9 protein-coding genes and 1 pseudogene are annotated in these 13,821 nt (G+C 73.8%); 7 read left to right on the top strand and 3 right to left on the bottom strand.

Features of this window, described 5'->3' with window-relative positions:
* The first annotated feature begins 59 nt into the window (after positions 1 to 59).
* The 7 genes from ACZ3TI_RS10105 (at position 60) to ACZ3TI_RS10075 (ending at position 10,262) form a co-directional block, all read left to right on the top strand.
* A complete protein-coding gene (locus tag ACZ3TI_RS10105) occupies positions 60 to 311 on the top strand; it encodes a hypothetical protein (RefSeq protein ID WP_465725352.1) in 252 nt (83 codons plus the stop codon).
* A gap of 98 nt (positions 312 to 409) precedes the next feature.
* On the top strand, positions 410 to 4,018 hold the full coding sequence (locus tag ACZ3TI_RS10100) for a tetratricopeptide repeat protein (protein WP_465725350.1): 3,609 nt from the start codon (positions 410 to 412) through the stop codon (positions 4,016 to 4,018).
* Positions 4,019 to 4,245: 227 nt separating this feature from the next.
* Positions 4,246 to 4,623, top strand: coding sequence for a YciI family protein (locus ACZ3TI_RS10095; protein ID WP_465725349.1), 378 nt, complete (start codon positions 4,246 to 4,248; stop codon positions 4,621 to 4,623).
* Positions 4,620 to 5,882, top strand: coding sequence for an RNA polymerase sigma factor (locus ACZ3TI_RS10090; RefSeq protein ID WP_465725347.1), 1,263 nt, complete (start codon positions 4,620 to 4,622; stop codon positions 5,880 to 5,882). The genes ACZ3TI_RS10095 and ACZ3TI_RS10090 overlap by 4 nt, the downstream gene beginning before the upstream one ends.
* Before the next feature lie 466 nt (positions 5,883 to 6,348).
* Positions 6,349 to 7,401 carry an alpha/beta hydrolase gene (locus ACZ3TI_RS10085; protein ID WP_465725345.1) on the top strand — a complete coding sequence of 351 codons (1,053 nt, stop codon included), beginning with the start codon at positions 6,349 to 6,351 and terminating at the stop codon, positions 7,399 to 7,401.
* Positions 7,402 to 7,635: 234 nt separating this feature from the next.
* Positions 7,636 to 8,547, top strand: a complete 912-nt coding sequence (locus ACZ3TI_RS10080; RefSeq protein ID WP_465725343.1) for an AurF N-oxygenase family protein — start codon at positions 7,636 to 7,638, stop codon at positions 8,545 to 8,547.
* A 44-nt stretch (positions 8,548 to 8,591) separates the two neighbouring features.
* Complete coding sequence (locus ACZ3TI_RS10075; RefSeq protein WP_465725341.1) at positions 8,592 to 10,262, top strand: FAD-dependent oxidoreductase; 1,671 nt, start codon at positions 8,592 to 8,594, stop codon at positions 10,260 to 10,262.
* Positions 10,263 to 10,685: 423 nt separating this feature from the next.
* Here ACZ3TI_RS10075 and ACZ3TI_RS10070 read toward each other — a convergent pair whose 3' ends face one another.
* From ACZ3TI_RS10070 to ACZ3TI_RS10060, 3 genes and pseudogenes are all read right to left on the bottom strand, one after another.
* The gene (locus ACZ3TI_RS10070; protein ID WP_465725340.1) at positions 10,686 to 11,735 is read right to left on the bottom strand and encodes an aromatic ring-hydroxylating oxygenase subunit alpha; all 1,050 of its coding nucleotides are present in this window, start codon (positions 11,733 to 11,735) and stop codon (positions 10,686 to 10,688) included.
* An 8-nt stretch (positions 11,736 to 11,743) separates the two neighbouring features.
* Positions 11,744 to 12,598 carry a methyltransferase domain-containing protein gene (locus ACZ3TI_RS10065; RefSeq protein WP_465725338.1) on the bottom strand — a complete coding sequence of 285 codons (855 nt, stop codon included), beginning with the start codon at positions 12,596 to 12,598 and terminating at the stop codon, positions 11,744 to 11,746.
* 455 nt (positions 12,599 to 13,053) lie between these two features.
* Positions 13,054 to 13,786, bottom strand: a pseudogene (locus tag ACZ3TI_RS10060) (ABC transporter ATP-binding protein); the annotation flags it as partial.
* Positions 13,787 to 13,821 lie beyond the last annotated feature (35 nt).

Below are 13,821 nucleotides of genomic sequence, written 5' to 3'. Positions count from 1 at the left end.
GAGGACGAGCGCTACGGCGGCGCCCGCCCGTACCTGCCCCGCCGGCGGGCGCGGTCGGGGTGCCGGCCTGGCTGCTGGTCCTGGCGTCGGCGCTGCTCACCCCCGCCCGCGCGGCGGCCCCCGGCAACAAGCTGGGGCCGCGTACGGCGGCGGAGGCGGTGGCGCGGGAGATCGCGCAGGACGTGGCGGAGGAACTCGCCGACGCCCTGGGCGGGTTGGAGCGCGACGCGGTGGCGGCGCTCCGGCACTCGCTGGAACCCGGAGCGCGCGTGCCGGCGTCCTTCGACGCGGAGGACCGGTGCAACTCCTGACTTCGGGGGCGGAATTGGCTCAGACAAGGAAGCGGCTGTCACGCGCGGAGGCCCTGCGGCGGCGTGCCGGGGCGCAATTCGTCGGCAGACGCGCCCAGTTGGCGCTCTTCGCGGAGAACCTGCGGAAGAACCCGGACCCGGATGCCACCGACGACCCGGCGGACTTCCTCTTCCACGTGCGCGGCGTCGGCGGCGTCGGCAAGTCCACGCTGATCGCCGAGTGGCGCGAAGCGGCCCGGCGGTCCGGGTCGCGGACGGCGGTGGTGGACGAGAACGACGTCCACGGCGTCGAGTCGGCGCTCACCGCACTGGCCAGGCAACTCGCGGAACAGAACGGACCGTTGAAGGAGTTCGACCGCGCGCTCGAGCAGTACCGGCGGGCCGTGCAGGCCGCTGCCGACCGCGTGCCGGAGCCGTCCGCCGGCGGAGAGTCGGCGTCGCTGCCGTCCCGGATGGTGACCCAGGCGGCGTTCGGAGCCGCCTCCATGCTGCCCGGCGCCGGCGTCGTCGCGGCCATCGCCAACCCCGACAACGTCGCCCTCGGCGCGGACCGCCTCATCGCCGGCCTGCGCCAGCGCCGCCGCGGCGACGAGGGCGAGGAGGCGGCGCTCAGCCGGGCGTTCGTCGCCGAGCTGGAGAAGCTGTGCGAGGGGCGCGGCAACCAGCGGGTGGTCCTGTTCCTCGACACCTGGGAACTGACCGGCCGCCACCTGGACGCCTGGCTGCGCGAACTCCTCGACGGCGACTACGGCGAGGTCCCGCTCGACGTCGTCATCGTCCTCGCCGGCCGCGAGGAACTGAGCGAACGCGAATGGGGCACCCTGCGCCCGGCCGTGGTGGACGTCCCCCTCGACGTCTTCACCGAACAGGAGACCCGCGAACTCCTCGCCGTCCGCGGCGTCACCGACCCCGACGTGGTCGAAGCCGTCATGGGCCTGTCGATGCGCCTGCCCCTGCTGGTGGCGCTGCTCGCCCAGACCGACCTCCAGGCCGTCGGCGACGTCGCCGGGGCCGGCGCCGACCTCACCGACCACGCGGTCGAGCGCTTCCTGCAGTGGATCCCCGAACCGGAGCGTCGCGAGACGGTGCTGGCAGCCGCCCTGCCGCTCCAGCTCAACCACGACCTGTTCGCCTGCGCGGTACCGGGCGCGGCCGCCGACGCCTGGGACTGGCTGCTGAGCCAGCCCTTCGTCTCCGGCTGGGGCTCGTACCGGCAGTACCACGCGGTGGCCCGGGCGAGCATGCTGCGCCGCCGCCGGACGCACTCGCCCACCGCCTGGACGGCGGAGCACCGACGACTCGCGGAGCACTTCGCCGCCGCCCGGGAGGCCCTGGAAGAGCAGCTCCCGGTACGGAAGCGGCGGAAGGACGGGCGGTGGCGCCAGCAGGCGCTGAACGAGACCTACCACCTGCTCTGCGCCGATCCGACCGCGCACCTGGCGCAGGCCCTGGAGCACGTCGTGCGGATCACCGGCGAGGCTTCTCAGGACCTCCCCGCATGGCTCGACATGCTGCGGCAGGCGGGGCAGGACAGCGACCACGCGGAGCTGACCCAGTGGGCGGCGCGGCTGCGCGCGGCAGCCGGTACCTGGCGGCGGGAGATGGAGGTCCTCACCGTCCTCTGCACTCCGGGCCTGCCTTCGTGCGTGCGGGCCTGGGCGTTGGCGGAGCGAGGGGACCAGCACGTCGAGGCGGAGCGGGTGGCGGAGGCCAAGGCCGATCTCGACCGTGCCGTCGCGCTCGCACCCGGGCTCCCCGAGGCCCGTGCGTACCGCAGCCGCGTCCACGTCATGGAGGACGACAACGAGCAGGCCTTGGCCGACGTCAACGCCGCCCTCGACCTCGACCCCGAGTACGCGTCGGCGCTGGCTTCACGCGGCGTGATCCACCTGTTCACGGAACGGTTCGACGAAGCGGTGGCGGACTTCACGGCGGCCCTCGCGCTGGACCCGGACCTGGACTGGGCGTTCGGCGGTCGCGGCGAAGCCCACCGGCTGGCGGGCCGGCTGGAGGAGGCGGTGGCGGACTTCACCACGGCCCTGGACGCGCACCCCGCGCACGTATGGGCGCTGGCCCACCGCGGTGAGGCCCACCGCCAGGCCGGGAGACCGGACGCCGCGATGGCGGACCTCACGGCAGCCATCGAGCTGGAGGACGACGAGGAGGCGTTCGGATTCCGGGGGATGGCCCATCGCCAGGCAGGCCGGTTGGAGCAGGCGGTGGCGGACTTCACGGAGGCCTTGGACCTGAACCCCGAGGACGCGTGGGCGCTGGCCCAGCGCGGCAGCGTCCATCGTTCGGCGGGTCGGTTCGAGGAGGCGGTGGCCGACCTGACGACTGCCTTGGCGCTGAGTCCCGCGTACGCGTGGGCACTCGGCGAGCGTGGGCAGGTGCACCAGGAGGCGGGGCGACCGGAGGAGGCGGTGGCGGACTTCACGGCGGCCCTGGAGCTGGACCCCGAGTACACCTGGGCGCTGGCCCGCCGCGGTGAACTCCACCGATTGGCAGGCCGGTTGGAGGAGGCGGTGGCCGACCTGACGGCGGCCCTGGAGCTGGACCCCGGGTACTCGTGGGCACTCGCCGACCGCGGCGTGGCGCACCGGGAGGCGGGTCGGCCGGAGGACTCGCTGGCCGACCTGAGCGCGGCCGTCGAGCTGAATCCCGGGTACGCGTGGGCACGGTTCCAGCGCGGTGAACTCCACCGGCTGGAGGGTCGGTCGGAGGAAGCGGTGGCGGACTTCACGGCGGCCCTGGAGCTGGACCCCGGGTACGTGCAGGCGCTCAGCCGACGTGGCAGCGTCCATCGTTCGGCGGGTCGGTTCGAGGAGGCGGTGGCCGACCTGACGGCGGCCCTGGAGCTGGACCCCGGGTACGCGTGGGCACTCGGTGAACGCGGTCTGGTGCACCAGGAGGCGGGGCGACCGGAGGAGGCGGTGGCGGACTTCACGGCGGCCCTGGAGCTGGACCCCGGGTACACGTGGGCACGCGCCCAGCTCGGAAACGTCCACTTCAGGGCAGGGCGGATGGAGGAGGCGGTGGCGGACTTCACGGCGGCCCTGGAGCTGGACCCCGGGTACACGTGGGCACTCGTCCAGCGTGGGGACGTCCACCGCAGGGCCGGTCGGTTCGAGGAGGCGGTGGCCGACCTGACGGCGGCCCTGGAGCTGGACCCCGACCAGCCATGGGCACTCATCGCGCGGTGCTCCACTCACCAACTGGCCGGTCGGCAGGAGGAGGCGATCGCGGACGCGTCCGCACTCCGCTCCCGAGCGGACCAGGACGTGCTGATCCGCTGCTTCCTGGTCGAGGCCTACCGGCGGGCCGGGCGCCGCCAGGACGCGTGGGAGGTCCTGCGCGAAGTGACGCAGTCGGACGCGGAGAACGCGGACGTGTTGGGGGAGACGGCCATGATGCTGCTGCTGGAGCAGGGGCGGGAGGCCTCCCTCGCCGCGTGGCACGGCTACCGGTCGGCGGCGCGCGATCCCGGGGAGGAGATGGAGGCGGCCGGGGCGGAGCTGCTGCACGGGCTGGTCGTCGGCGACGCCGCACCGGAGGCGCTGGCCCGTGCGTTCCTCACCGAGCCCGGGGCCCGGGTCGTGCTGCTGGACGCCTGCGCGGTCGTGGAGGAGCTGACCCGCGCGGAAGCCCCCGTCGGGTCGCGGGCGGAGGCGGTGTTGCGGGTGTTCAGGGAGCCTGCCGTACCTTGATCACCGGCGCCTCTCGGACCGTGCGGGGCCGCGGCGGAGGGTCCTCGAGTTCTCGGGGAAGGTTCTCGGGAAGGCCCCGGGAGGGTCTCGGGGAAGGTCCCGGGAAAAGTTTCTCCGGAAAAGTTCTCGGGAAAAGTTCCCGGCCGATGTCGAGGCCCCGTCCCGCGGCTCCGACTGAGAGGTGACAGCGCGCCGGAGGGGCGCGCGGGACCGGAGGGACACCCGAGATGAAGTACGTCGCGATGATCTACGGCAACCAGGCCAAGTGGGACTCCTTCCCGGCCGAGGCCTGGCCGGAGGCGATCGCCAAGCAGGAGGCGTTCAACACCAAGTACCGGGAGAGCGGCGAACTGGTCGGCGCGTACGGGCTGGCGGACGCGTCCGCCGCGCAGCTGGTGCGGCGGGCCGAAGGGGTGCCGGTGGTCACCGACGGGCCGTACCTGGAGACCAAGGAGTACCTGGCCAGCTTCTACCTGCTGGACTGCGAGAGCCTGGAGCGCGCCCAGCAGATCGCCGCCGACATGCCGTTCGCGGACGTCGAGCCGGTCGAGCTGTGGCCGATCCTGCACGAGTCGCCGGTGAACGACCTCCCGGTGACCGAGTGAGCACGACGGACCGTGCCGTCGAGGGCCTGCTGCGCGAACTGGCGCCGCAGGTCCTCGGCGTGCTCGTGCGGCGACACGGCGGGGCGTTCGACGCGTGCGAGGACGCGGTGCAGGAGGCGCTGCTGGCCGCCGCGCTGCAGTGGCCGCAGGACGGGGTGCCGGCGAACCCGCGCGGCTGGCTGGTGACCGTCGCTGACCGCCGTCTGGTGGACCAGGTGCGCAGCGAGTCGGCCCGCCGCCGACGCGAGGAGACGCTCGCGCTGGCCACGCCGCAGTCGGCACTGCTCGCCCCGGCCGCCGACGCGCCCGACCCGGCGGCGGACGACTCGCTCGCGCTGCTCTTCCTCTGCTGCCACCCGGCGCTGTCCGTGCCGAGCCGGATCGCGCTGACCCTGCGCGCCGTCGGCGGCCTGACCACCGCGCAGATCGCCGCCGCGTTCCTGGTGCCCGAGACCACCATGGCGCAGCGGATCAGCCGGGCGAAGCAGACGCTCAAGGCGGCGGGCGGACGGCTGGTGCTGCCCGAGGAGGGGCTCGGCGCCGCGCCGCTGGGCGAGGTCCGGCACGTGCTGTACCTGATCTTCAACGAGGGGTACACGGCCAGCGGCGGCGAGGAGCTGACCGCACCGCGGCTCGCAGTCGAGGCGATCCGGCTGACCCGCCTGCTGCTGCGCCTCACCCCGGGCGAGGCCGAGACGGCGGGACTGCTCGCCCTGATGCTCCTCACCGACGCCCGCCGCCCCGCCCGCACCGGACCGTACGGCGAGCTGGTACCGCTGGAGGAGCAGGACCGCGGCCGCTGGGACCGCGAACTGCTCGCCGAAGGGCTCGAGTTGATCGCCGCCGCGCTACCGGGCGGACAGCCCGGGCCGTACCAGGTGCAGGCGGCGATCGCCGCGGTGCACAGCGAGGCACCGACCGCGGAAGCCACCGACTGGCCGCAGATCCTGGTGCTGTACGACCTGCTGCTGCGCTTCGACGCCAACCCGATGGTGGCCCTGAACCGGGCGGTCGCGGTGGCGATGGTCCACGGGCCGGCGGCCGGGCTCGGTCTCCTCGATGAGCTGGCCGCCGACAGGCGCCTCGCCCGCCACCACCGGCTCCTCGCCGTCCGCGCCCACCTCCTCGACCGCCTCGGCACCGACCCGGCCGCCGCCGCCCACGCCTACCGCGAAGCCGCCGCCCGCACCCCCAGCACCCCCGAGCGCCGCCACCTGACCTCCTGCGCCCACCGGGCCGAGGGCAGGACGAATATGTAGGCCGGTCTACTGATTCTGATTCGATCGGCTGACACGCGCAGGAAGTCGGCCCGCCCGACTTCCTGCGCACGGGCTGGGGCCCTTCGCCTGTGGCGCCTGCGGGAATATGTCGGTCGGTCTACTGATTACGTGCCTGCTGCACGGCGCTGCCACGTTGCCCATGCTGCCCGCGCTGCGTGAGAAGTCGGCCGGGCCGACTTCCTGTGTACGGGTGGCGGGTGGGATGCAGGAATATGTCGGTCGGTCTACTGACTCGCTGCCCGGGGGCGGGGAGCTTCTGCGCAGGAGGTCGGCCTGGTCGACTTCTCGCGCGGATGGGCGCCGGGGGGGGCGAGCCACGGAAATGTAGACCGGTCTACATAATTTTCGCGCAGGGGTGAGCCCTCGGGGAGGGCTTCCAAGTCCGGTGTGGTGGCCTCATCATGGGCTCTCGGTCCAGGCAGCACCGTCCCAGGAGGCAGAAGAGATGACGATCCCACTCCCCGTTCGGATCCAGGCTGCCGTCGTCCGGGGTGCGTACGCCTTGCCGGAGGGGCTGCGGCGGGCGGTCGCGGGGAAGCCGGTGGTGCGGGACGGGCAGACGCTCGCGCTGGACGCGCAGTTGATACTCAGGCTGCAGCGGCTGTCGAAGGCGTCCCTGGTGATGCCGGGCGGGGTCGGGCCCTCGCGGGTCGCGATGGAGTACGCGCGGCACCTCGTGGGCGGGCCGATGCTCCGGTCGGTGGCCGCGCGGGCCGTCGGGATCCCCCAGGCGTACGGGGAGTTGGCGGCGACGCTGTACACGCCGAACGGCCTGGCGGAGGGTTCCGGCCTGCTGGTGTTCCTGCACGGCGGGGGCTGGGTGGTCGGCAGTCGGGCCAGTCACGACCACGTCGCCCGGTTCCTGGCGCAGCGGGCGAACGTCCGGGTGCTGTCGGTGGAGTACCGGCTGGCGCCCGAGCACGTCTTTCCGGCGGCGGTCGAGGACGCGCTGGCCGCGTTCGACCACGCGCACGCCAGGGCCGCCGACTTGGGTGCGGACCCGGAGCGGATCGCGATCGGCGGCGACAGCGCGGGCGGCAACCTGGCTGCCGTCGCGACCCAGGCGGCCGTGCTGCGGGGCGGCCCCGCGCCGGTGTTCCAGCTGCTGCTGTACCCGGCGGCCGACGCCTCGACCCGGCGCCCCTCGCGCGAGCTGTTCGCCGACGGGTTCCTGCTGACCAGCGCCGACATGGACTGGTTCGCCGACCGGTACGCGCCCGACCCCGCCGACCGCACCGACCCGCGCCTGTCGCCGCTGCTCGCCGAGGACCTGGCCGGCCTGCCGCCCGCGTACATCGGCACCGCGGGCTTCGACCCGCTGCGCGACGAGGGCGAGGCGTACGCGCGGGCGCTGCAGGAGGCCGGGGTGGCGGTGCGGTTGAGCCGGCAGCCGGACCTCATCCACGGTTACGCCAACTACCTCGGCATCGGCCGTCGCTTCCGGGAAGCGACGGCCGAGGCGGCCGAGGCGCTGCGGAAGGTGCTGGACGCGGCGTAACCGTCTCGGGGCGGTGGGCAGGGGCGGTGGGCAGGGGCGGTGGGCAGGGACGGAGGGCGGGGCTTTGATGGGCTCCGCCCTCCGTCGTGCCCGGGGGGAACGGGGGCGCGAGGCGTGCGGCCGTGCGCCGGTCCGCTGCTGCGCAGGGGGTTCTCGGCGGAGGGCTCTTATTGTACTGTCCGTCTAATAAGCGGGTGAGCGGGAACCCGCAGGAGCAGGCACCTGGAGGCAGCCATGGCTCTCACCGACCCGGTGGCCCACCGGCACACCATGGCCGACGACGACGTCTCGAAGCGGCTGCTGGAGTCGGCGGCCACCCTCTCCTTCGACCCCTCGACCGAGATCGACTGGGACGCCCCCCTGCCGGACGAGCACTACGGCCTCAATCCCGAGTGGAGCACGCTCTACGGCACCCGCCTCTGGGGCGAGATGACGGAGCGGCAGCGGGTCACCCTGACCCGGCACGAGGTCTGCTCGATCATGAACACCGGCATCTGGTTCGAGATGATCCTCCAACAGATGGTGCTGCGCGACCAGTACCTCAAGAACCCCGCCAACGCCGAGTTCCAGTTCGCGCTCACCGAGATCGCCGACGAGTGCCGCCACTCGATCATGTTCGCCCGCGCCTGCGAGAAGATGGGCGTCCCCGCCTACCGCCCGAACAAGCTGATCGCCCAGGCCGGACGCGCGTTCAAGGCGCTGGCCAAGGGTGAACTCGCCTACGGCGGCATCCTGGTGGCCGAAGAGGTGCTCGACGTCATGCAGCGCGACTGGATGCGCGGCGAGAACGTGCTGGAGATCGTCCGCGGGACCTCCCGGATCCACGTGGTCGAGGAGTCGCGGCACATGAAGTTCGCCCGGCAGGAGATCCGCGAGCGGATGCGGTATGCGAGCCCGGCCCGTCGGCGCACCTCGGCCACCGGCATCGCCGTGGGTGCGTACGTCATCGTCAGCAGCATGGTCCACCCGGGCGTGTACAAGGCCGCCGGGCTCGACGTGCAGCGGGCGCTCGCCGAGGTGCGGGCCAGCGAGCACCGCAAGGCGATGATGCGCACCAGCTCCCGGCACCTGATGGCCTTCCTCGCCGAGGCCGGGCTGCTCACCGGCCGATCTGCCGCCATCTACCGCCGCGTGCACATGCTCTGACGACACATCGGATCCGGACACACAGCGAGGACCTCACCCCGGCCATGGCCTACGCGATCACCCAGACCTGCTGCAACGACGCCTCGTGCGTGTCCGTCTGCCCGGTCAACTGCATCCACCCGACCCCGGACGAGCCGGAGTTCGGCACCACCGACATGCTCTACATCGACCCGCAGGCGTGCATCGACTGCGGCGCATGCGCGGACGCCTGCCCGGTGGACGCGGTGTTCCCGGTCGACCGGCTGCGCGGTCCGGACACCGTGTTCGGCGACCTCAACCGCGACTGGTTCCGCGACCACCCCAGCGACCACGCCTGGGGCCGGCCCAGCTTCCCGCGCAGCCTGCCGGGCGAGCTCGGCGCGCTGCGGATCGCCGTCGTCGGCACCGGGCCGTCCGCCGGGTACACCGCGCAGGAACTGCTGCGCAGCACCAGCGCCGAGATCACCATGATCGACCGGCTGCCGGTCACCGGCGGTCTGCTGCGGCACGGCGTCGCGCCCGACCACCAGTCCACCAAGCGGATCGCGGAGAGCTTCGCGAGCGTCTTCCACGACCCGCGGCTGCGGATGCACCTCAACGTGGAGGTCGGCAGGGACGTCACCCACCGCGAGCTCGCCGCCCACCACCACGCGGTGGTGTACGCCGTCGGCGCGGCCGCCGACCGGCGGCTCGGCATCCCCGGCGAGGAACTGCCCGGCAGCCTGCCCGCGACCGCTTTCGTCGGCTGGTACAACGCCGATCCGACGGTGCCGGCCGCGGCGGTGGAGCTCTCGGCGGAGCGCGTGGTCGTGGTCGGCAACGGCAACGTCGCCGTGGACATCGCCCGGATCCTGCTCACCGACCCCGACGGGCTCGCCGTCACCGACATCGCCGACCACGCCCTCGCCGCGCTGCGCCGCAGCCGGGTGCGCGAGGTCGTGCTGCTGGCCCGGCGAGGTCCGGAGCAGGCGGCGTGGACCAGGGCGGAGTTCCTGGCGCTGCGGCAGCTGCCGGGCGTCGAGGTGGTGGTCGAGGACCACCCGGAGGTGCGGGCGGCGATCGAGGCGGCGTCGGGCGCGAGGGCGGGATCGGCGGAATCCGGCCCGCAGGCCGGGGCGGACGCGCAGGCGGCGTCCGGCTCGCAGGCGGCGCTGCTCGCCGGGCTGCCGCTGGTCCCGTACGACGGGGCCGCGGAGCCGGGTGCGGGGCGGCGGATCGTGCTGCGGTTCCTCTCGGCGCCGGTCGAGCTGTCCGGGGACGGGCGGGTCGAGGAACTGACCGTCGAGCGGACCACGCTCGTGGACGGGGAGCGGGTCGAGGCCACCGGGGAGAAGGACGTGCTCCGAACCGGACTGGTGGTGCGCTCGATCGGACACCGCGGCGTGCCGGTACCGGGACTGCCGTTCGACGAGCGGACGGGGACGGTCGCGCACCGGGGCGGGCGGGTCGTCGACCCGGAGACCGGGCAGCCGCTGCCGGGCGCGTATGTGGTGGGGTGGGCCAAGCGCGGGCCGTCCGGCGGGATCGGCGCCAACCGGGCCTGTGCGCGCGAGACCGTCGACGCGCTGCTGGACGACGCGACCGCCCGCGCGCTGCCGGTGCCGGAGGCGGGCCGCAAGGAGTTCGACCGGCTGGTGCGGCAGCGGCGGCCGGACGCGGTCGGGCTGAAGGAGCTGCGGGCGGTGGACCGCGCGGAGCGCGAGCGGGGCCAGGCCGAGGGGCGGCCCCGGGTGTAGCTCGCCACCGTGCCCGAGCTGCTGGCGGCGGGCCGGCGGCGGTAGGCGCAGGGCTTGCCGAAGCCGTGTGAGGGCGTCGAAATCGCGTACGGGTTGCACGGGAAGTCGGCCGGTCCGACTTCCTGTGCAACCCGTACGCCGCACCCCGGGAGGGGTTGATGTGTGGCGCGCCGGGTTGACGCGGCCGTGTCCCGGTGCGGGTGGGGTGCGTTGGGCGGGTGTGAGTGGATTTGGGGCGATGCCGGTACCGCGGCGGCGGCCGGTCGAAGAAACGATCCTGCGCGGGATGGCGCCGCCCGGGGAGCCCGATGCGGAGGCACCCATCTACGCCGAGCTGGCCCGGCGGTGGCAGGCGGAGGGGCGGTCCGTCCCCGGGCTGCCCGACCCGGTGTGGGAGACGCTGACCGTGTCGGCCGGCGGGAGTCAGTCCACGGGATTCGCGTCCGGGTGGGGATCCGCCCCCGGGTAGGGAACGGCCGCGGGAGCGGGAGTCGCCTCTGGAGCGGGAGTCGCCTCCGGAGGGGCCGGATGTGCCGGATAGAACTGTCGCGCCCAGTGCCGGAACAGCCCGATCGAGCGCTCTCCGGGCACCAGCCGCGGCTGCGCCAGGTACCGCTTGTGGGCGAGGACCGGCCGGTCCTGCTTGATGATCCGCACCGAGGCCTGCAGTGCCAGCCAGGACGCCGCCCGGTCGAGGGCCCGCGCCGACCCGACCCCCGGTACCGGCACCGTGCTGGTCACCGCGAACCGCACCCTGGTGCGCCACGGGGCGATCGGCGTCGGCAGCACCCAGACCCGCAACGTGCTGCCCAGTTCCGGCAGTTCGGCCACCAGGCGCATCATCCCGAGTCCGGCCAGCGTCACCGGTTGCTCCAGGCTGACCGCCCCCAGCCCCGGGAAGCGGGTCGTGGTGCGCTGGTGGATGGTGAACAGCGGGCCGTCCACCTCGGGCGGGGCGGTCTCCCGGGTGTTCAGCCCGTGCAGCACGCTCACGTGCCGGAAGTCGACGCTGTTCTCCATGACCTCCTGCGGATGGGAGAGCACCTCCCCGCTCCACCAGGCCAGCGGACGCACCCCGACCGGCGGCGGCAGTTCCCACCCGGGCGGCTCGCCGACCGCCCCCTGCCAGACGAACAACGCGCCGTCCCGCTCACAGAGTTGGCGTCCGGCGAGTGAAGCCCGGAGCCGGGTGCCGTCCGGCGCGCCGGTGCAGGAGCCGTCCGGGCCGAAGGCGAACCCGTGGAACGGGCAGACCAGCTCCTCGCCCCGGACCGTCCCGCCCGCCCCGAAGTGCGCGCCCAGGTGCGGACAGTGCGGCCCGACCGCGCGCAGCGCGCCCCGGCGGGTCCGGTACAGCACCACGTCCTCGCCCATCAGCCGGGCCGTCCGCACCCGCCCGGGCGGCAGGTCCCGTGCCCGACCGACGCAGAACCAGCCGCTCGGGTACGGCAGCGGGGCGGAGCGCTCGTCCACGGCGGAGGTCACCTCGAAGGCTTGACGGCGGTGTGAACGTACCAGGCAACGTACTCGCGCACGGCGTACATCTCCACCGTGGAGCGGAGGTTGAGCCACTTCGCCGGATCGCCGAAGCGCCGCAGCACCTCCCACGGCAGCCGGAAGTACGTGTACACCGCCTCCGAGGTGGGCGTGTAGTACGGCGTCGCGTCCAGCGCCTCCTCGACCTCGAAACCGGCCTCGGTGAGCAGCTGCGGCAGGTTGCGGGCGTGGTAGAGCTTGGCGCCCGTCATCGTCATCGCGTCCAGGTACGGTTCGAGCAACGCCCGTGCGCGCGGATCCAGTTCGTCCAGCGGGGCGGTGCTCATCGGACCGAGGAGCACCAGCCGGCCGCCCGGGCGCAGCACCCGGTGGAACTCGGCCAGGGCGCGGGGCGGGTCGTAGGAGTGGACGAGCGTCTCCATCGAATAGGCGCCGTCGAACTCATCGTCTGGGAAGGGTAGTTGGTGGTAGTCGCCCCAGGAGAAGGCGGTCCGTCCGGTCAGTGCGGCGCGGGCGCTGAGCCGACGGGCCTCGGCGAGGTGGAAGTCCAGGACGTCGACCCCGGTGACCGCCAGCCCGAAGCGCGTCGCCATCGCCCGCGCCACCACCCCCGCCCCGCATCCGGCGTCCAGCACCCGGGCCCCCGGCGGCAGCGCCAGTTTGCGTCCCAGCACGTCCTCCAGCTGCCGCTGTGCCCGCCACAGCCGCCACTTCGACTGTCCCGGCTCCGTCCACCCCCAGTGCCGGGCATTGCGCGCCACCCGGGTGTAGAACCACCGGCTCCCGGCCCGCCCGTACACCCGGCGCAGTCCGGTGAGATCGAGTTGCTGAGCGCCCATGCGCACACGCTAGCCGCGGGGTCGAGGCACCTGCCGGCGGCGCCACGGCCGGGCGTCGGGGGTTGACCCGCCGGGAGGGTTCGTACGGTCGTCGGACTTGAATGACTGGGCAGTCAAGCGGCTCGAGCGGCGTGAGGGCTTGAGTGGCTCGAGCGGCTGGGTGATCAGTCGGCCAGGGCTCCGCGCAGCCAGGGGGTATCAGGGCCATCGCCTCGCCGAACCTCGAGACGGCGCAGTGGCCGGTGTCGGGGAGCAGGTCGATCCGGGTGGACCGGCGTCCGGCGAACACCAGGGTGTCGTGCTGCGGGACGTGCACGTCGTCCGTGCCGTTGAGCACCAGCATCGGTCCGTTGTCGTCCCGGTCCAGCAGCGGCCGCAGGTCGAAGGCGGCGAAGGCGTCGTCCCGGGCGGACCACCACAGCCCCCACAGTCGTCCCGGCGCCCCCGCCCTCGCCGGCCTCCAGTGCGGTCATCCGGGCAGCGACCTGCTCGGCGGTGGGACGCTCCAGCGTGTCGGCCAGCCGGCCGTCCCGGAGGAACAGCACCCGGTCCGCGTACGAGGCGGCGACCGGGTCGTGGGTGACCATGACCACCGCCCGCCCCGGGTCGTCGGCCGCACGGCGCAGGAGGGCGAGGACCTCGCGGCCGCTTCGGCTGTCCAGCGCGCCGGTCGGCTCGTCCGCCGGCAGCACCGCCGGGCGGGTGAGCAGGGCCCGGGCGATGGCGACGCGCTGCTGCTGGCCTCCGGAGAGCTCGCCCGGACGGTGCCCGGCCCGGTCGGCCGGGCCGACCGCGGCCAGTGCGGCGGGTCACCTCGGACGGCGTGGGGCGGCGGCCCGCCAGCCGGGCCGGGAGCGCCACGTTCTGCGCCGCGGTCAGGGCGGGCAGCAGGTTGGAGGACTGGAAGACGAAGCCGGTCCGCTCCCGGCGCAGCACCGTCAGCTGCTTGTCCCGCAGACCGCCGAGGACGGTGCCGTCGACCCGGACCTCGCCGCCGTCGATCGGCTCCAGTCCGGCGGCCGAGCGCAGCAGGGTCGACTTGCCGGAGCCGGAGGGGCCCATGACGGCGGTGAAGGTGCCGAAGGGGAACCCGATGCTCACCTCGTCCAGGCCGAGGACCGGTTCGGGCCCGCGCCGGTAGGTCCGGCACACGGATCGGAGTTCGACGGCAAGGTCCGTGACGTTCATGATCACATCCCATCGCCCGCGACGGGTGTGCCTCA

This window comes from Kitasatospora sp. NPDC023120 (assembly GCF_055560835.1).
Note: the sequence above shows the minus strand (reverse complement) of the source record. Positions and strands in the feature narration are given on the sequence as shown.